Below are 19,199 nucleotides of genomic sequence, written 5' to 3' on the forward strand. Positions count from 1 at the left end.
TGAAATGTACCCAAGTTTTACTATTCTGCAAAATTAATTGGATTGAATTTCCAAGTCAAGTTGTTTAGTGATTGCTGCAACAATGCCCTTGTTCTTGTTCATCTATAAATTCATCCATAAACAATTTCTAATGATGCTCAGATGTAGCAATGACTTGGTGCGACAAACTACTGAATAGTTGTAGCGTTCAGAGGATAGTTCATTTGTACTGAAACTTTATGAGAGAATCATACTTCACGGATTGTCACTGTGGCAAGCTAATTGGTATGACTCTTGCTCCTCGTCCCCCGACTCACCGACACTGGAATGCGTTAAGAGCGTATCTTCAACCTCTGGATGATGAGCAGATGGAACTCGATGAGTTTCTTAAGAACTGGGATATATCACGCGAAGAGTTAGCCTTTATCTGCGACTGCTCGTTAACGACTGTGAATCACTGGTTCTCTCAAGGGGAACATCGAAGAATTCCCTCTGAGAAGCATAAGCAGCGGTTAGCTTTGGCGCACCATATTTGGGTCACAGTCGAGTCTGAGCCAGACTATCTGAAGGTATTGAGAGAGATGTATAAGAAAAAGTCTAGAAGAAAGTAAACAGCTTTGAAACTTGCCAAATGACAAGATTTTCTTGCCCTATCGAGTAATTCGATTGTACTATCCTGCTGAATTTCATTATTAGGATAAATCGCCGTTGACATTTAGAAAGTGGAGCGGCGATCGAAATATCAGCAGATGAGGTTGCAGGATGGTTGACGAACTAAAGCCATTTCCATCAATCTGGGTGACATGGCTAGCTCGACTAATGGCAGGTGAAACTCAATGTCAATGGTCGATTTGGTTTCGCGCTCATTATAAATATGAGAAGTTGGGTTCAAACTTTGACTCAGCCAAGTGGAATGCTAGTCACCAAGCTTTACTGCACCAACGAATTTGTGAACTGGAGGCAGAAGGATACTCTGTTTGTGTAGAAGGTGAAAACTGGTTTGAGATTTCTGGAAAGAGCTATGCTGCCAAAGTCTCAGGTAAGCCTGACATCATAGCGATCGCAGATCAGCAAGGTTTTGTAGAGGACTGTAAAACAGGGCGGAAGAAGAATTCAGATCTCTATCAGGTTCTGATTTATTTACTGTTGCTTCCTATCAGTCATCCAAAATGCCGAGGGTTGAGTTTGGTGGGTCGTTTGGTTTATCCAACTGAGGTGATAGAGATTCAGGCGGATCAAGTTGATGAGGTGTTTAAGTCGCAGTTTCGAGAGGCGATTGCTATCCTCAGTGATGTCACTCCGGCTCGCAAGGTGCCCAGTTTTCAAGAGTGCCGATACTGTGATATTGCAGGAAGGTATTGCCCAGAGAGAATTGAAGGCAGGCAAGCTTTAGCTGCTGAGGAACATGATCTCTTCTAAGATGTGCCATCTATAGGGCGATTCTTTTAAGACCTATGCACAGAGGAGGGCACGGATTTGATGGATTGCTAGAGACAGGATTTCGGCGGCTTGATCAATCTCATTATCGGTTGTGAATTTACCAAGCCCAATCCTGAGTGCGCCTTCAACTTGCTCCTCTGATAAACTAAGAGCTTGCAAAACATGGGAAGGAGCTTCAACACCGGATGAGCAAGCAGAGACTGTTGAAATAGCTAGTTGATGGCGAATTCTGGCTATGACAGCACTGTTAGGGACACCCGACATAGACAGATGAAGATTGCCTGCTAAGCGATGCTCGATATCACCGTTGATAACTAGATTGGAATTTTTTTCAAATAACAGGGTCTGTAGGCGATCACGCTTGACCCCAATTTCCCTCTCATCATCCTCCATCTCTAGCGATCGCAACCGACAGGCTTCTCCCAACCCTACAATCCCCGGAACATTAAGGGTGCCCGATCGCATTCCCCGCTGATGACCACCACCAAACATAAGCGGCTCCAAGTGATAGCCTCTACGAACAGCTAGCGCCCCAACTCCTTTGGGTCCGTAGAACTTATGGGCAGAGATTGCTAGGTAGGTGATGCCCCACTCTTCAAATTGAATGGGAATCTTGCCAACTGCCTGAGAGCCGTCACATAGAAAAGGAATGCTGTAGTGTTGAGCGATCTGCCCAATTTTCTGAATAGGGTAAATGTTGCCAATTTCATTGTTAGCTGCCATAACACAGAGCAAGGACAGCCCCTCGGCACAGATCTGTTCCAAATATTCCAGGTCAAGTCTGCCTCTGGAATCTACTTGGAGATAAACCAATTCAGCCCAACCTCGTTTCTCCAAAGCACGACAGGTATCGAGGACAGCTTTGTGTTCGATCGGCATTAAGCCAATTCGATAGGGTTTCGTTGGGTTAGAGGTTAGGCTCCCCTGAATTACGAGATTGATGCTTTCAGTCGCACCGGATGTCCAAACAATTTCCCTCGGTGAAGCTCCTATGAGGTCTGCAACTTGTTTGGCAGCTTGCTTAACAGAAGTCTCAGCGCGATCACCCCACTCGTGATCCGTGCTGCTAGCGTTACCAAATTCCTCTGTCATGTATTGCAGCACCTTCTGAGCAACTCTGGGATCAACCGGAGTTGTAGCGTGGTAATCGAGGTAGATTTGGGTCTGTGGAAGACTTTTTCCCATTTTTAGAAATCGCTTTTGACTCTGCCGAAAACCTCGGAATGATTAGGTACTGACAAAGTATAGCGATTTGGAAGAAAATAACGTAACCAACGCATTAGAGTCTGCCAAGCACGATCAGCATCAAAGTTTGGAGATTGGCTGCAAGCCAAAGAGAATAATAAATCTGTTACCGCTCCAAATCTTTGAGGAGTTGAAAGAAGTAAATCTACTTGACGGACAATTGGTTTCTGAAGGAGCAGGGAACCTACATATACTTGAAAAGCGGCTTTAGGCAAATCTGGTGGCATTGGGAATGCGCCTAAATCCAGTAAAGCTGCCTCCCGACTGGCTGTACTGAGTTCCTCTGAACGCCCACTGTAGGCAAGATAAAGATCTTCAGGATTTCGTAGAGTTGGAAGCCAAGCATCAGTAGCGATCGCTTCCTGAGATTCTTCTTCAGACTCTAACTGAGGTGAAGCCTCAAGAGGGAGAATTTTGGGATATTGCTCCCCTAATAATTGAACAGCTAACTGCATTTGGGCAAAAATGGCTTGGTCAACTTGGATAGAGCCAGCAAACAACTCCTTTTCAAACTCTAATAGTTGAGCATTGTTCGTAGGCAGAGGAACTAAAAGCTCCAAGTTAATCTGCCTGACCCAACCCAAGGCTGTAGATGTAAGATTGGCTGATCCAACCAGGCACTTTTGGTCAGCACGGTAATATTTAGCGTGTAAATCAGGTCTTAGCCAGAGTGAAGCGTCGGGACGTTCCTTAAGCAAAGTCCATGCTTCTAGATCACTTACACCAGCTATGATCTCTTCTGGTCGCCAACGAGTTACACACTTGAGGGAGATTTGAGGGGGGAGTTTAGATAGCAGTCTTGCCAAAGCCGGAGCCTTGATGAATGGAGCAACAAGAATGACTTCGTTACAAGCTTGGGCACACAACTCCTCTAACTGGCTTCCAGGGAGAACCATGTTTCCTGCCTTTTCCTGTCTACTCCTCAAGCTCTAAAAATTGGCGGGCAATCCTTCCCCAGTCAACACGAGTATCTTGGGCTGCTTGTCGCCGTTTACCATCCGGTTGCTCATCCTCATACCTCGCCCAAGCCATGAGTAGAAGTTTGAGACCTTCTAAAGAGTTGCTAAGCCGAGTCCTAAGTGTTTCTGCATCAACGTTGTCTACATCTTTTTCCATAACCTCAACAAGCTTGTCGTAGGCAGGATGGCTTGTATTTAGGGTGACAATGATTGCGCCACCTCTAGGTTTAACGGAGAAAAAAGCTGCTGTCTCTAGATCAGCTTCAGCAAAGGTGTACTTCAGTCCATCGTTGATCGTTTTTGCTGCCAGTTCCTTTGCTTGAGTCTCTGTGACTCCCTGATCAGTTAGCGTCTCTGTAATCTCAGTTTGGCGAATCTCTTTAGGTTTGGACTCGTCTCGATCGCTTTGACCAACGTGCCCTTCCTTTTTTCGTTCCTCTGTAGCAGCAGTAGCAACTTGCTCTGCAACAGGTCCTGTATGGCGTTTATTACCGCTCCGCGTTCCTTTGGTTTGAGCTTTAAGGAGGCGACGGATAATGTTTAATTGAGAATCAATTTTTTGGATGATATCCAACAGTGGTCCTCGTGGATCTTCATCCTCCTGAAACTCTTCTTTAAGTTGGCTAATGGTCTTTCCATTTTTCAGAAGAGACTCAATGTCAAACTTGACGAGTTCGGCAAAATTTCGAGCAGATTGTTTGTTATTAGTAACTCCAAAAAGATCGTCTAAAGATGGAGGAAACTCAACTTCAATTCCCCACCATCTTTCAGTTGGGTCATATTTAATCACTAGAGTTTGGTCAAGTTCTAGTTCTCGTCCAGCACGAACTATCGAAATGCCTACATTTTTTGCTGCGTGCTGCCCATGCGGTAAGCTACCAGGATTCTGTCCAGCACGGGCTTCTTCCTTTGCATAAGAAAAACGTACTTTGACCTCATGGATTTTATCACGAAACTCTATTGGGCAAGTCCATTCATATTCGCTGTCCCCCTCCCAAGGCTGGAACATCGGTTGGTTGTCGAATGGAGCAGGACAAGAGGTTTCTGCAATAAGATAACCAGGATCGTTAGGTGCAGCTTTTTTGAGTGGAACAATTGCCGTACCTGGATTATCCAAGTCAAAAGCTAACATCCGAATGGAGACTCGACCGCTTTCCAAAAATTTTCGGTACATTCTGCCAATAATCAATTCGGAATTATCAATGATGGCAGAACCAGTTTTCCAAATGCAGCGATCGATACGTGACCAGACAACTAAAGTACCTGTCTTACCAAAGTTCTTACCCACTTGTTGCCAAATTGCTGGAATTGGCTTAGATTTTGGTTCTGGTACTTCAGTTAATTTCTTCTGTTTAATTTCCTCCAAATCAAGGTAGGTATAGAGAGCATTGTCTACACCGTTTTGCCAAGACCAAACATCTACTTTTTCACATTGAGACACGGAGGAAGACGGCAAGCCCATGCCGAATCTTCCAATACCCACATGCTTGTCCTCATCCAGATAGGTTCCATTGCCAAATTGAAGGGCTAGCCGGAGAACAGCCGTGTCCATACCACGACCATTATCCAGTACGGCGATTTGGTTAATTCGCGATCGCTTCCGTTGTCCTGATGCTTCTTTTCTCTCTCCACAAAGTAATTCAACTTGGGTTGCACCCGCCTGAATTGCGTTATCCATCAACTCTGCGATCGCGTAAGCGGCGTTTTTATAGCCGTTGTCACGCATCGCTTGAACTGCAAGGTGAGCGGGAACGATATCATGCGGGTTGCTTGCCATTAGTTTTGCCTCCAAACGTCTTCCCAATTACTGAATGCCTCTGCAACGGAACCAAATCCTGGTAAATCACTATCAATTACGGTTACGATCTCAGCCGTCTCGTTCCCGCCTGCCCTAACTCCTCGAATGGCACGTCCTACCATTTGGCTGTAGAGAACGAGGGATTTGGTTGGACGGGCAATCACTGCGGCACTGGTACGAGGTGCGTCAAAGCCAGTTGTCAGGACACCGTAGTTACAAAGGATTTTTGTTTCAGGAGAACTATCTTTAAAGCTAGAGATGAGGCGTTCTCGCTCTTGTGGGGGAGTATCGCCTGTTACGGCATCGGCAACAAAGCCTCTAGCGCGAAGTACTGCGGCAAGCAGTTTGGAGTGCTGAACGGAGATACCAAAGACGATAATTCGCTGATGCCGTAAAGCAAGATCCTCAATCTCCAGCAAAATACGGAGGTTTCTCTGTTCATCCTCAGCGAGACGATCAAGCAAGTGCTGCGGTAGTTCTAGTTCATCCTTAATGCGATTGAGGTCACGCTCAGTAAGGCTCAAACCACTTTCGTAGAATAAGGGGCGGTAATTTGCTTTTGCTAGGTATCCTTCAGCAACTAGATAATCGACTGGACTGTCATATCCTGGTATTTCGAGGGTGACTTTACGCCGTGCGAAGAAGTCTGCTAATTCTGCATCAGCACTAACGTCAGCCCAAGTACGTCCTGGAGTTGCTGTTAACCCTAGTAGCCCTATTTTGTCATAAGGCACTACGAGAGCATCAAGAACTAGCCTGTATGTTTCTGCGATCGCTTGATGGGCTTCATCAATAACAACGAGGGAACTGCGACTTCCCAGTCTATTGATAAACTGGATGCTGGTCTTAGCCCGACTGTAGATTTTGGATAGACCTGCCACAACAATTCCGTCTCGCACTTGATCGAGTTCAAGATCATGATTCCCCCAGAATCGATGGAGAGAGACATCACGATCGCCCAAATATTGCCAAGCTCGCTGAAACTCAGTAGCAGCCTGCTCACAGAGTTCCTCGCTATACGCTAACCAAACAACTAAAGCTGGTTCTTGCGATCGCAAGTAGTCTGTAACAATATTCATTGCTGTACGAGTCTTTCCCGAACCTGTAGGCATATGAAGCAGAACTCGCTTAGGTTCTAAATTAAGGTAATGTTTAACTTTCCGAACCGCTTTACGTTGGTGACTAAATAGTGAATAAGCTGGAGTGATTGGCTCTGTTGGAGAAGTTTTATTGGTAAGCTCAGGTTCAATAAAAGAAACTTCAAAAAACTCAAGCAAGGTACGCTCTTGTTCTGAACCATGCCGTATTCTTAACTTCTTCAGTTGTTCAAAAGTATCTGAGTGATTAGGTTGGTTTAGAATAACTGCAAGAATTTTTGCCTGTTCCGGACGTAGTAACTCTATCAGTAGATTTCGGTATTCTTTAGATAGAAGTAGACTCTTAGGAGAACGCAATTCGAGAAGGATCTCTCGCAGTCGCGTAGGAGTAGCAAGACCAGGATCTAGTAACTTTAACAAACGAATAGCTGCACTACCTAGAAGAATTTGTAGTGTTTCATCATCAGCCCGTGAAATCAAATCACCAAAATTCATACTCTCGATCTGTTGGATCTTCTTCTAGCTGGTGTGGCAGATGGAGCAGGTGATGAATCAGCTAACCAAGGATAAATTCGATCCCACGTGATTCCACAGATACGGCTTGTCCTAGCTTCGATAAGTTTGCTGCTCCAATTTGCTCCTATATCCGCTTTACAACTAACAATCGATTCCATGTGCTGCTTATAAGTGCATTGTCTTAAACGCAAAATAGTTGAATCAGCAAGTACAACCCCTAAACTATTAGCTTGTCCTCTCAAGCTATTTAATTCAGTAGGGCTAGTGACTGCAAGGTGCCGATAATAAATCCACTTCTCAAGCCAACCTCGATTTGCAGCAGAGATATTAATTTCAATAGGTAGTAAGGTCAAGTTACCTATTCTTTCTACTCTACCTTCCTTATAAATTTGTGAGTCCCATGTGTGTCCTGGTTCTGGCTTACGTGGTGCTATATGTTCAATGCTATTAAGTGCTTCAGACTGCCACATTTGAGGTGTTAAACATGAGCTAGAACCCGCTCTTCCTTTTTCCATCAAACCAGCTATTCGACTAGCAACCGTGTCGTGAGCAGTTAAAAATAGAGCAAACCTACAAGCTGGAGCAGCCTTATCATAAGTTAGATTAATTGATGCCTTTTCTCGCCAATTTCTTCTACCTCCACAACCTTTATCATCACGTAATTTATTTCTTAGATACTCCTTGAGAACATTAGGTGTTAGTTGAGAGTCACCTTGTTTCCAAGAAAATTTATCAGCAAGTAGATCTCGGTATACATCATCTAAACCAGAGTTTGAATGTGCAGATCGCCAAATTACATAGAATGCGGCAATTGCTTTAGTTGCTTCAATAAAGTCTTTCTCCGCATTAGGTACTCCTTGAATAACACGGCTATAGAAGCGGCTCAACACAGAATGAGCCATTCTATGTCCTGCATCATTAAGCATCATTATGCAAAGAGTTGCTAAATCATTTTCAGGAGTTGACTCTAATTTAGGGATAACTGTACAGCTATCACTCCACTTATAATTAATGACATTAAGCCAATAAGTAGCAAGGTAGGACATCCGTTGAACAAATGCTGCATGCTCTTCAGATGTCCCACAACTGCTATACTCTGTAGTCAACCATTTCAATTGTCTACTGAATCTTTTAGGCAGTTTCTCGCCATTATAGATAACAGCAAACATTGTGAGAAATTCATTAGTCAGTTTATTCTTTGTAGAAGCACTAAGTTGTGGCTTTAACAGAGCTTCAATTTGAGAAAAATTCTTTTGTAATTCAGAATTCTCAAAAGAAATATTATTGACTTTAAGATAGGCAATAACAGAAGGCTTGAATGTTTCAATTGCTGTTAAAGGAGTTCCAGTCGCGTTAAGCGATTGAAACATATCAAACCCGCTAGTTTCCGAAAGAGGCTCAATTCTTGTTAAACAGCAACAGTCAAAAACATAGTATGAGAAAGCTAAAAGTTGAATTAATGACGAAAGACAACTTTGTTTTCTCTGTTCATATGTCTCAGTCTGTGTTGAGCGTAGAAAATTTAAGTAGCTTGAGAAATCATGATTCCAGAGGGAATCCCATAAAGGAGGTTTTTCATCCCTGCTAATTCTTTGATTTTCAGACCATTCAAGTATTTCTGTAGCTGAAGGATATACTTTACTACTGCCTGATGATGTGTGGGCTGTTTCAAACTTTGTTAATGAAGAAGTAATCGCTCTATAGTTTTGTGCAACACGGGTTTTCCCTTGAGGTAAGGGTAGGGAGGTTGATAAACTGCATACCGCTCGAATAAATTGTGCTAAATAGGATGAGACATCTGAGGTGTACTTACTGTCATCTCCACAGAATGTCAATTCATCTAGGTCATATCTGATTATGTTTGGTTTTTTTTGAGGTATTGCAGATGGATGTGTTACAGAATAAGAAAAAAACCTACTCAAATAAATTAAGTAGTTATTTACAGCAATATCCGTAATGATAGACAAATCAATGGTATTTCTTGCTCCACTACTTAAAGCTCTGCTATTTAAGCGTTTAACAGCGGTAGAAATTTTTCGGTACAACCCACAGCCAAGAAGTGCGATTGTTGATATTCGTTGCTGTCCATCGATTATTACATCTGTTCTAGGCGGCTTTACACGCCGATCATCCATGTTTAAGCCTTCGGGATCATTTTTAGGAACAATAATCATCGTTCCTATAAAGTGATTATGTCTACCTTCAGTAACTAATTCTTGCACCCCGGAAGCAATATCTTCCATTAGATCAATAATGTTCTCAGAGTCCCAGCTATATTCTCTCTGATAGTTGGGAACAAAGTACCCAACATCTTCATTCAGAAGATCAAATACTGTCAATGTTTCGGGCTTGTAGATTCTTGATACATTCGTTGTCATTAATACACTCCCTAAGATTGACCAGCATCATAAGTGGCAAGCTAGACAAGGCAAAACTTCATCTTGTTCATCTAAGATGGCTTCTAAAGCTTCAGCCAAAGAACTTACGTTGTTTTTTCTTCTTCTTTGTTCAACCAACTTATGATGTTCAGCAATAATTTCGTCTCTCCGAGCTAGCAATTCCTGTAAAGTTTCTCCTTGAGTCCAGGTGTACTGTCTACCATCACTGTGTTCCTGCTCATATCGAACTGCTTCTGCAAACAAATCTGGATGTTCTTGAGCAAGCATGACCCATTCATACTTACGTTGGAAAAAGCAGAAGAAGCAGCCCGATCGGCTGCGCCAACGGTAGTACTCAGGTAAGCCAATGCCGCTATCTTCTAGCAACTGAAGAATATCTGCTTTTACCAAACCTTTTTCTTTGAAGGGGAAAACAGGTTTGATATTGGGCTTTGTTGAGATATAGCCGTCTCGGTTTTCGTCTGCCCGGATGCCAACATAGCTGATAGCCTCATCATCCCCAATAAATCGCTCTAGGGGAATTATTTTCATTTGCTTGGTACACCAGCGGCTTTTAGGAGACGGAAGAAAGCCTCCATAGACATCTAGCCAATGGTCAAAACCTCTCTCAGCACTCAGCCTTTGGATTTTGATGCCAAGACGTGCCTCGATTCGATCGAGGTACTCATAGGTTTCAGGTAGCTCTTTATGGGTATCGCAGAAAAAATACTCCATCTGAGGAATTTCCTTGTGGAGCAGAACCGCGAGCGCAGTGCTATCCTTGCCGCCTGAGAGTCCGAGAATGTGTCTGACCTTTTTCTTTGGCATTTTGACGACCTTGCCGCTTGGTTGGTAACTTGGAAACACTCTCCTGGGAATCCGCACCCAGCACTCTTTCGGCTAATCTAGCAACAAAAGCTTGCTGAAGCTGAATATCGTCGTACAAGTCTAGCTTTCCCAAAAAGTCTTCAACAAGCTCATTAACCCGTCCTTGTTGCTCATGATCCAGCCAAACCATCCGGTGGACTTCTTGACCATTTGGGCGGGTAATCGTTACCCGACGAGCTTCAAATCCTTTTTGTTTGGAGGCAGCTACCTCTGTTTGGAGGGCCTCCAGATTTTTAAATCGTCTGGCGAGGTCGCTCAACTTTAGTTCAAAGGCTGTGACATCCTCATCCGTCCAAGACTCGGCAGGTTTGTCTGCCACAATCATCACTAAAGCCTCGACCCACTCATGGTCAGAAGTAGATTCTTCTATAGCTGCTAGCGTAAAACGCCGTAGCAGAGGATCAATACATTGATCGGCTAAATACCCAGATCTCACCCGTAAGTCTTCTCGGAGCTTCTCTTCGCTCCGAACACCAAAGGCATTATGCAGCAAAGATTGGCATTCACTCAGAAGCTTTTCATAGGCATTCTGAATTTCCTGTAGGGATTGAACTAGCTTCTTGCGTAGTGTCTTAGCTATAGAGCTGTCGTCATTTTGGTCAGTAGTAATTGGTGATAGCCCACAAGCTTCAGGCAGACTCTTGAAAATTAACTCATCTGGTTCCTGAGCGCGAATTAGCGTTTGGAGAACGGCTTGTGATTGTTTGCTCAAACGTTTTGTTTTGAGGGTATAGGGAGGTAGACGACGAACGAATTGGAATAGGGGTTTTACGACAGATAGTAATGTCGTGTTGCGAGTCTTAGGCTGAGTTTTTGCCCCTGCTCCTCGTAAAACAGACTCCAATTCTTTAAAGACTTGCGCCCGTAATCCCGCGACTTCTACATATTTGATGCCATAACGGGAGGGATCTTTAACCAGCAGTTCAAAATGCTCAGAACTAAGAACAGGAATAAACGCCTCGTCTTTGTAGACACTGACATCATCAAAATGGTGGGAAAGAACCGCTACCAGGAGCAATGGAATTACTCCCTGCTTGACACCATAGGGAGGACGTTCTAGGTGGTGATAGAGAAGATCTAGAGTCTGGATGTTTCCCTTAGCGTTCAGACAAAACCCTTCGATCGCTTGCCAAGCTGTCCAAATCCCAGAATCTTGGCTAGGAGGTTGAAAGCCCCACTCATCGCCATCCTGTTGATGAATACCGGTTTCTCCCAGTACGGAGTAGTACATGGCTACTTCTGGACCGTATCCCTCTAGCCCTAATCGTTCCCGGGTGGGGCGATCCAGCATAGCTTCAATCAACTCTCGTCGTGCCTTTGCACCTTGAGAGGTCAGTTCTCGACGGTTGATTAGTTCGTTCCAAAGAATCGGGGTTTTGTCATAGACGCGATCGCACACTTCCGACAACTTGGCGTTGAAATCTGTTGTATGGCTGATCTGCTCTTGGATACCCTGAACCCAACAAACCGTCTCCCCGTGGGCTAGATTAAATGTCTGGTTCAACGACTCGTCTAACAGGCGCTTTGCTTGCACGAGCCGATGCCGAACCTCTCTTCGCGCCACCCCATCTGTTTGAAGTTGAGTCGCGGCTGCCTGAATCTTCTTCAAAGCAGCAAACTCCATTGCCCGGACTTTGAGCACATTTAAATTTGCAGCCATTAGCAAAATAAATGGCTTTCCGTCCTTTGTTTCAGTAGGAACCTGTTGGGGAAACTCCTCATTCAGCCAGTAGCCAACTATCCCATCACAGTCAGACTCGGCACAACTCAAATCCTCTAGCTCCGCCTGAGAGCCAAGATATTGCCGTTCAAAATATCGGAGCGTTCCAGTGCGGTAGCTGTGTCGCTGGGCAATTAGAGGTTTGAGAGGGCTGATTTTAGTCAGAATTTCAGCGAGGGGCGATCGCTCCTTTTCAACATAAGCTGTAATCTCCCGCTCAACATCAAAGTCTGATCCTTCCCATATCCGCAATTCATCCAATTGCTTACGGTAGGTTACAAGTCCTTTATCCAAAAGGCTCTTGATGATTTGATCCCAATGCTTTTGGCTGCCCTTCTCTCCAACCTGATTCATGAGAGCCAACTTCACAAGATTGCGAGTCGCTCTAAAAGCACCTGTTGAGGTGATCAGATTTAGCGTTCCAATGGTTTTTAGGACAGCGATGCTATCTGGGTCAAGATGTTTGGCATCTGAGACTAAACCCTGGATTTCAAGCCATCGTTGTAAGGTCGGTCGAGAACCGATCCCCGACCCAACGGATTCCACAAAATAATCATAAATTTGATGGAGCTTGAGAGTTGGGATTTGGTCTCCTTCCTCAATGGCTGCTTCTTCAAGGAAATTGGCAAAGGAATGGGGTTCAGAGCTAGTCAGAAACGTGAATAGAGAGCGATCGTTCTGCGCGTAGCGGGTGCAGAGCATCGGCAGTGCAAGGGCTGCAATTGGGTGCAAGGGATACGCAGCAGCCAGAATTGAGGTTGAGATTTCAGATAGGTCTGTTGCAGATTTGAGAGTACTACTCCACTCTTTAGCCTGTTTATGAATGATGAATTCGTACTTACTCGCTTTGGAAGAGTCGATAGCTTGACCAATCAACCGAGTCATCTGCTCTGTTGATTCTGTAAACGGAATGTCTTCAAATCGACCCTGGATTTTTGCCCACTCATTCTTCTCTGCCGAAGCAAGCCGTTGGCTATACTCTGCGAAAGCTTGATGTAGCAAGCCAATCACGTAAACTTGAAAGTTATTTTTGCGAGGTAGTTCCGCTAACTGTTGTAAGAGATAAAGGTCATCCGACCCTGGATTATGAGCAGCAAATTCTAAATTTTTTCCTAATTCATCAATGATTAGCAGAATATCTGTCTTAGCTGCCTCTGCAATTTCCTTAACCGCAGCCAGCACTTGACGACTGGTAAATGTGGTGCGATCGACCTCGACCTCCGCTGCCCAATCTGTTAACTGACGAACGATCGCGGGTTTGCGTCCCTTTTTCCAAAAAGTGTCGGCTCCCCGCTCTAAAGCCCGAACGATGGTGTAGCGTAATGGTTCTCGCTGCCCAACGGTAACAGCTCTGAACAATCCTTGTGGAGGCAGTGCGGTTTCTAATGCTTCATACTCAGAACTATCTGCTCCCAAAGCCTTCTGAGCAATCTCTACGGCATAGTGGCGCATCTGGTTCTCTACTGGGGCACAGAGAGAGGTCAGATAATGGGCAAAAGCAGACTTACCCGTACCGTACACACCTGTCAGCGTCCAAGCACGGGTTGATTGAGACTTCGTAACTGAGGCAAAAATCCGCTGAAGCGCATCAACTGCCCGCTCCGTCAAAATGTAACCCAGAACGGAGTTTGGCAACTCAAAATCACGCTCTAAGTTAATCGAGCGGGAGTAGCGGCGATTGAGGCTGAAAAATTCAGATAAAATTTGCTTTGTCATGATACTCTCCCCTCATTCGCACTCTCCAAACCCGAAGCTGTATTACCATCAGGGGTTCTGTGCCCACCCTGGTAGTAGCCCTCTAAGACTTCAAAGGCTAAGGCTGTTGGATCTTCGGTATAAGAAAGCTGAATTAACCCAGCCGTATCTGACAGGAAGAGGGAATTTGAGTGGCGAACAACTCGCTCGATTGCCTCAGCGATCGCACTCTCCGACAGTTTGAATACAAGACCTGGACTATTGGGATCGAAAGCAAGGCGCGAAAGTGCAATAGTCCGCTGATGTTTACTAACCCGACTTGCAAAATCTAGGCAAGCATAGACAATGATTTCAGCAGGCAGATTGTCCTTAGAGCCGATTTGAAACTCGTACTGCTTGGAGTCCCCAGAGGTATAGAGCAGGCGAAGCTCTGTAAATGGACAATCCACCAGATCCTCGTTAAAACCTGCTTTCCCTTCCTGCTCAACGTACATCCGCAAAATACAAGTGATATCTTTTCTTAATGAAGAATCGGCAACGCGAATTGACTGCCCATCCAGGTAATCGCAGAGTGCTAGAAACAAATCTTCAGAGGAAAACTCGATTTGCCGGAAAGCATTGAAGGTAAAATCCCAAGCTGTGGCATAGCAGGGGGGAGTTAGCAAGCTCCAGTGGAGCAGCCAGAGAGAAGCAGGATCTTCTAAAAATGGGTCCCACCCTCCGTCTGCCAACAACCTTGAGCCTAATTCCGTTGGGGAAAGCCCCTCCTGCTCATCCAAAACCTTGAAAGCAGTACACCAGTACCGAATCGCCCGCACCATGTTTTTTCCAACACCAAGGCGGACGGGGGCATCCTCCCGTAAAAAAATGCCTGGATCTTCAACAGTCCTGTCAAATCCTTTCTTAATCCATCCGAAACGAGGATGAAATGTCTCATGGCGAGCAAAGACACTGATTTTCTTAGTGTCTACCTTGCCCAAATTTAGGCTAATTTGCTTTACCATGGAGCCTTGTAGAACGAATGTACCTATTGTCTGTGATTAGGAAGAAAATGGCTAGACCCAATAGATGTAGGGTTGAAGCTCCAAGGGTACTCCATATATGGGACTACATGGCATTCTATAGTGTAATTCCTTAACAGCAATAGGAAATTAAGCAGGATATATAAAGACCTTTTATCATAGCGGTTTCGCAAGCATAATAAGTCAAGAAGAACTGATAGGTGCAGCTTGAGCGGTTTGTTTGATGTTTTGTAGCCTTGATGACTTTAGTGCGATCGCCGTTACCTGCCAACGCAGCAAGGTGGGTAAGCTTCTGCCGGATGCCTTATACGTCCATGTCTCAGCCTTAGAGTCATTAGACCCGCTTCTCCAAGAGTACGAGAGTGAAGCCAGAGAGATTGCCTCCCGTCTAGAGGGGATCACGCTCGTTAAATTTAATCTGGAGAAACCAAGTATCTCGTACCTGCTGTATCCAGAGTTTGACAGCGATCCGCATCCTGCGCTTCAGTCCAGCATTCAGGTGAACCTGCAAAGCCGTGAGGTGAACTATCGAGATTACGGCGAGGCAGGCAATCCCTTTATTCTTCACCGGAAAGAAACCTTTGTCGCGACTGACTATCCCCACTACCAGCAATTCGCTGCCCTCACTCGTCAGGAGAAAGCTCTGGGACTATTGGATAATCCGAGGGCGATCGGGACGCGCTTGGCTTGGGAAGAACGCTTAGCCCAATTCAAGGTCGCGTTTCAAGGGCATACCCTGATCCATCGATCGCTCCTCAATGCCCAATCGACTCAGGTTAAAATCGATCGCCATAAAGCGGCTATCAGCCGCAACGACTTCTCTAAACCTGTGCGTCTGGCATTAGAAGCAGGGTTGCTGAACCAGACCACAACCTTCTTTGACTACGGATGTGGGCAGGGAGGGGATCTGGAACGGGTTGCTAAACTGGGCTACGAGAGCGCTGGCTGGGACCCATACTACCGCCCAGATTCGCCCTTAGTCGCTGCGGATGTCGTGAACTTGGGATATGTCATCAACGTCATCGAGTCTCAAGCAGAGCGGCGTGAGGCTTTGATTAAAGCATGGGAGCTAGCCGGGCAGGTGCTAATTGTCGCCGCCCAGGTTCTCATCGCGCAGGGGAATAGTCAGATTGCCTATGAGGATGGGGTGATTACAAGCCGTAACACCTTTCAGAAATACTATGACCAGGAAGAACTGAAAATTTATATCGATCAGGTGCTTGGGGTCGATGCAGTTCCGGCAGCATTAGGAATCTACTTCGTTTTTCGAGACGAGGCACAGGCACAGAGTTTTCGGGCATCTCGGTTTCGATCGCGGGTTAGTGTTCCGAAAGTGCAACTGGCGAATAAGCGGTTTGAAGATTACAAGGAACTGCTCACTCCATTGATGGCATTCTTCACCGAGCGGGGACGACTACCAACCCTGGAGGAACTGCCTGAGACGGAAACACTCAGTACCGAGTTTGGCAACCTGCGACGGGCATTCCAGATCGTCCTGCAAGCTACCAATCCGCAGGAATGGGATGAGATTAGCGATCGCCGTCGTCAAGACTTGCTAGTTTATTTGGCGTTAAGCCATTTTGGTCGCCGTCCCAAGCTTCGGGATTTGACACCTGTGGTTCAGAACGACATCAAAAGTCTATTCGGTGGCTATCAGCAAGCCTGTGCTGCGGCAGACCTGATGCTGATGAGTTTGGGCAATCTAGAGGTCGTCGAGGAACGCTGCAAGAGTAGTGCGATCGGGCAGAAGCGACCGAATTCGCTATGGGTTCATGTGTCGGCGATCGAGGCACTTGATCCGCTACTGAGGCTCTATGAAGGTTGCGCTTCTCGCACGATCGGTCGTCCCCATGAAGCTAATGTCGTCAAGTTCCATTTCCGCAAACCTAAGATTTCCTACCTTGTCTACCCAAGTTTTGACACCGATCCTCACCCTGCCCTTCACACAAGTATGGAGATCGACTTGCGGGATCTACACGTCCATTACCGAGATTACGACCCCAACGACAACCCACCCCTACTGCACCAGAAGGACTCAATAGTGACAGCCGACTATCCGCTGTATGAGAAGTTCGCAAAGCTGACGCGACAGGAGGAAGGATGGGGCTTGTTGGATGATTTGCGGCTGATTTATGACTATCGTGGCTGGCAAAAATGCCTGGAGGAGCATTGTGCTGAATTAAAGGGGCATCGTGTGGTGTGGCAGAAAGATGCTGACCCCTACCGGGTGAAGTTGGTGCGGGCAACACGGCGACAGAGAGGTTTGATCTGAAAGGGCAGCAAGAACAATATCCATAGCTGTTGGTGAGAAGCTTGAAGGATAAGGATTACCGAGGTATCAAGATTTGATAAATATTGTAATGCTCTCAGTAAATTGCCGGATCATTTAGGGCATCTTAAGGAGAATGTTAAAGATCCAGTTTCTGCCCTACAAGTGCTTACTATTAAACGCAAACACTTGGTGAACGGCACAAATTCTCAAACATATTTAGAAGAAACATAACTTTACTTAAGATTTAATAGGGATACATTAGTGAGAGCTTTGCCCGTTTTTCTAATCTCTTTGGTCGCTTCCTTTGGACTTTTAACTAACCTCGAAGTAAAAGCACAGCCTAGTCCCGAGATTTTGCTAGATGAGATAGGTGTCCTTGAACCAGGTGATTCCGCATTATCAGGAATTGGAGCTCTTTTTGACGAATATACATTCCAAGGAGCCGCTGGCACTCCAGTTCAGATTAATTGGTCAAGTGAAGCATTTAATTTCAACCTGATTTTGCTTGATTCAGCGAATAACCTGCTGGTCGTTCTGGCAGGTGGAGAAGTAGTTACAGAACCAGATTCTCGCCTAATTCAAAGTCTTGATACTTGGGCAGATTCAACAGGAGCTTTTGCAAGCTTCAACGTTCCTTATACTGGGCTTTACCGGGTTTTAGTTGCTGCTCCCGATGCAACAAGCCAAGGTTCATATTCCGTAACAATTTCTGTTGGAGCAGCAAGACAAAACTTGGTCATTGGACAATCAAGTGAAACAGAAGTGTCACGTGAAACTTTGAATGGGTGTAGTGACCAAGAAATTTGGGGTTATGCGGAACAACTGCTAATCATTGACTACGACGCTCTTAATGCGCTCGTCAATTGTGGCTCGGAATCCGTGCCTACCCTAATTGCTCTATTTGAAAGTGACGATGAAGCCGTCCGCAGTCTTGCTGCATATGCCTTAAAGCGTATTGGATCTGCTGCTGTACCTGGATTAATCGAAGTTTTACCAGGTATAGAATCTTATATCAACTTCGAGGGTGAAGTTGCTGCTACTGCTTTCCTTAGAAACTATGATCCTGCTGGTATGTTAGTTGAGATTGGACCCGCAGCCATTCCTGGTTTGACAGCAGCTCTTCAAACAAGTACCCCATCTGTAAGCGCTACTATAAATAAAATTTTGGAAACAATTAATTCTCCTGATTTGCAGGAGTTTAGTGAATCAGCAGTTCTCGTTCCAGAAGATGAAAGCGAGGAAATTCGCTCTGAAGCTTCAGCACGTCTAGAGAGCATTGGATTGAATGCGGACGCATCCATTTCTGAACTAGTTAATGTTCTTCAAAACCATCCTGATGCTGAAGCTCGCGCAACTGCTGCACTTGCGCTAGGCGCAATGAATTCAGAAGCAGCATCAGCTGTTCCACTACTAGTGAATGCTTTATTGAATGACAACACATTGGTTCGTGGTGTTGCAGCCTTTGCTTTAGGCAGAATTAAGGCTGAACCCTCTATCTCTGTCCCTGCACTTACTACTGCTATTCAGGATGAAGACGATATTACTAGAGAAGTTGCTGCTGAAGCCTTGAGAGGATTTGGCGCTGAGGCAGCTCTTGCTGTTCCAGAATTATTGGAGATTTTTCAAAACGAAAACGAGACGGATTCTATTCGCTTAAATGCTTTTATGGCATTAATTGATATTGAAGCTATAAATAGTCGAGATATTTCACTATTCATCACTGCTCTTCAAGATAAATCGCCTGATATTCGGTATGAAGCTATAAGTAATCTACACCGCTTAGAACCTGCACCAATTGAAGCTGTTCCTGCTCTCCTTGCACTTAACTATAATGGCGACGTTTCGCAATATCGAGACAATGTCATTGGTACTCTTCAACATATTGGGAGACATGATAGTTCTTTTATCATAGAACTTCTAAATGGTAGTTCAGACGAGCAGAATATTGCGTTTTCTGTTTTGGTGGGAGTAGAAGTAGAAAATGAGCATGAACGAGCAGAACTTACGTCAGTGCTTATTACATTACTTCAAAGCGAGAATTTGGAGACCCGTAGATCTGCTGCAAAAGCTTTATGGGATGTAGTTAGTGAAGTAGTAGACAACCCACAAGAAGATTTAGCAACCCTTCAAAGGCTTGTTGGGGCCATATCAAGGCTTTTTCAACAAAGATAAATTAAGTTATTTCTAGCT

The 19,199-nt window shown here is 45.1% G+C and carries 12 protein-coding genes; 4 read left to right on the plus strand and 8 right to left on the minus strand.

Going from position 1 to position 19,199, the window contains the following annotated elements:
• Positions 1 to 218: 218 nt before the first annotated feature.
• Positions 219 to 590, plus strand: a complete 372-nt coding sequence (locus tag H6F93_RS20105) for a hypothetical protein (RefSeq protein WP_242043537.1) — start codon at positions 219 to 221, stop codon at positions 588 to 590.
• Between the two features lie 151 nt (positions 591 to 741).
• Positions 742 to 1,398, plus strand: coding sequence for a PD-(D/E)XK nuclease family protein (locus H6F93_RS20110; RefSeq protein ID WP_190684394.1), 657 nt, complete (start codon positions 742 to 744; stop codon positions 1,396 to 1,398).
• A 33-nt stretch (positions 1,399 to 1,431) separates the two neighbouring features.
• On the opposite strand, the gene H6F93_RS20115 is transcribed toward H6F93_RS20110, so the two are convergent.
• From H6F93_RS20115 to H6F93_RS20150, 8 genes are read right to left on the minus strand one after another with little or no spacing between them, the layout of a single operon-like run.
• Positions 1,432 to 2,604: a cysteine desulfurase family protein gene (locus H6F93_RS20115; protein WP_190684397.1), complete on the minus strand. Its 1,173-nt coding sequence runs from the start codon at positions 2,602 to 2,604 to the stop codon at positions 1,432 to 1,434.
• A gap of 2 nt (positions 2,605 to 2,606) precedes the next feature.
• On the minus strand, positions 2,607 to 3,560 hold the full coding sequence (locus tag H6F93_RS20120) for a phospholipase D family protein (RefSeq protein ID WP_199313848.1): 954 nt from the start codon (positions 3,558 to 3,560) through the stop codon (positions 2,607 to 2,609).
• 19 nt (positions 3,561 to 3,579) lie between these two features.
• Positions 3,580 to 5,400 carry an ATP-binding protein gene (locus H6F93_RS20125; RefSeq protein WP_190684400.1) on the minus strand — a complete coding sequence of 607 codons (1,821 nt, stop codon included), beginning with the start codon at positions 5,398 to 5,400 and terminating at the stop codon, positions 3,580 to 3,582.
• Positions 5,400 to 7,013: a DEAD/DEAH box helicase gene (locus H6F93_RS20130; RefSeq protein ID WP_190684403.1), complete on the minus strand. Its 1,614-nt coding sequence runs from the start codon at positions 7,011 to 7,013 to the stop codon at positions 5,400 to 5,402. Before H6F93_RS20130 ends, H6F93_RS20125 begins: the two co-directional genes overlap by 1 nt.
• Complete coding sequence (locus H6F93_RS20135) at positions 7,010 to 9,412, minus strand: DUF262 domain-containing HNH endonuclease family protein (RefSeq protein ID WP_190684406.1); 2,403 nt, start codon at positions 9,410 to 9,412, stop codon at positions 7,010 to 7,012. The genes H6F93_RS20130 and H6F93_RS20135 overlap by 4 nt, the downstream gene beginning before the upstream one ends.
• Positions 9,413 to 9,439: 27 nt before the next feature.
• Entirely contained in the window at positions 9,440 to 10,240 is an 801-nt protein-coding gene (locus H6F93_RS20140) for a phosphoadenosine phosphosulfate reductase family protein (RefSeq protein WP_190684409.1), read from the minus strand.
• Entirely contained in the window at positions 10,188 to 13,736 is a 3,549-nt protein-coding gene (locus H6F93_RS20145; protein WP_190684411.1) for a hypothetical protein, read from the minus strand. Before H6F93_RS20145 ends, H6F93_RS20140 begins: the two co-directional genes overlap by 53 nt.
• Positions 13,733 to 14,719: a DUF4007 family protein gene (locus H6F93_RS20150; RefSeq protein WP_190684414.1), complete on the minus strand. Its 987-nt coding sequence runs from the start codon at positions 14,717 to 14,719 to the stop codon at positions 13,733 to 13,735. The genes H6F93_RS20145 and H6F93_RS20150 overlap by 4 nt, the downstream gene beginning before the upstream one ends.
• A 241-nt stretch (positions 14,720 to 14,960) precedes the next feature.
• Between H6F93_RS20150 and H6F93_RS20155 the strand changes: the two genes are divergently transcribed.
• Both H6F93_RS20155 and H6F93_RS20160 read left to right on the plus strand, forming a co-directional pair.
• The gene (locus H6F93_RS20155) at positions 14,961 to 17,009 is read left to right on the plus strand and encodes a DNA phosphorothioation-associated putative methyltransferase (RefSeq protein WP_190684417.1); all 2,049 of its coding nucleotides are present in this window, start codon (positions 14,961 to 14,963) and stop codon (positions 17,007 to 17,009) included.
• 261 nt (positions 17,010 to 17,270) lie between these two features.
• Positions 17,271 to 19,181: a HEAT repeat domain-containing protein gene (locus tag H6F93_RS20160; RefSeq protein ID WP_190684420.1), complete on the plus strand. Its 1,911-nt coding sequence runs from the start codon at positions 17,271 to 17,273 to the stop codon at positions 19,179 to 19,181.
• Positions 19,182 to 19,199: the final 18 nt, after the last annotated feature.

Origin of the sequence: Leptolyngbya sp. FACHB-671 (genome assembly GCF_014695745.1) — a bacterium.
GTDB lineage: Bacteria > Cyanobacteriota > Cyanobacteriia > Elainellales > Elainellaceae > JAAUTN01.

What these genes read in the sequence shown, in the direction of transcription:
- H6F93_RS20120 (WP_199313848.1), bottom strand. Translation starts at nt 3,560, where the DNA reads ATGGTTCTCCCTGGAAGCCAGTTAGAGGAGTTGTGTGCCCAAGCTTGT.
- H6F93_RS20145 (WP_190684411.1), bottom strand. Translation starts at nt 13,736, where the DNA reads ATGACAAAGCAAATTTTATCTGAATTTTTCAGCCTCAATCGCCGCTAC.
- H6F93_RS20110 (WP_190684394.1), top strand. Translation starts at nt 742, where the DNA reads ATGGTTGACGAACTAAAGCCATTTCCATCAATCTGGGTGACATGGCTA.
- H6F93_RS20135 (WP_190684406.1), bottom strand. Translation starts at nt 9,412, where the DNA reads ATGACAACGAATGTATCAAGAATCTACAAGCCCGAAACATTGACAGTA.
- H6F93_RS20125 (WP_190684400.1), bottom strand. Translation starts at nt 5,400, where the DNA reads ATGGCAAGCAACCCGCATGATATCGTTCCCGCTCACCTTGCAGTTCAA.
- H6F93_RS20115 (WP_190684397.1), bottom strand. Translation starts at nt 2,604, where the DNA reads ATGGGAAAAAGTCTTCCACAGACCCAAATCTACCTCGATTACCACGCT.
- H6F93_RS20130 (WP_190684403.1), bottom strand. Translation starts at nt 7,013, where the DNA reads ATGAATTTTGGTGATTTGATTTCACGGGCTGATGATGAAACACTACAA.
- H6F93_RS20155 (WP_190684417.1), top strand. Translation starts at nt 14,961, where the DNA reads ATGTTTTGTAGCCTTGATGACTTTAGTGCGATCGCCGTTACCTGCCAA.
- H6F93_RS20105 (WP_242043537.1), top strand. Translation starts at nt 219, where the DNA reads ATGAGAGAATCATACTTCACGGATTGTCACTGTGGCAAGCTAATTGGT.
- H6F93_RS20150 (WP_190684414.1), bottom strand. Translation starts at nt 14,719, where the DNA reads ATGGTAAAGCAAATTAGCCTAAATTTGGGCAAGGTAGACACTAAGAAA.
- H6F93_RS20140 (WP_190684409.1), bottom strand. Translation starts at nt 10,240, where the DNA reads ATGCCAAAGAAAAAGGTCAGACACATTCTCGGACTCTCAGGCGGCAAG.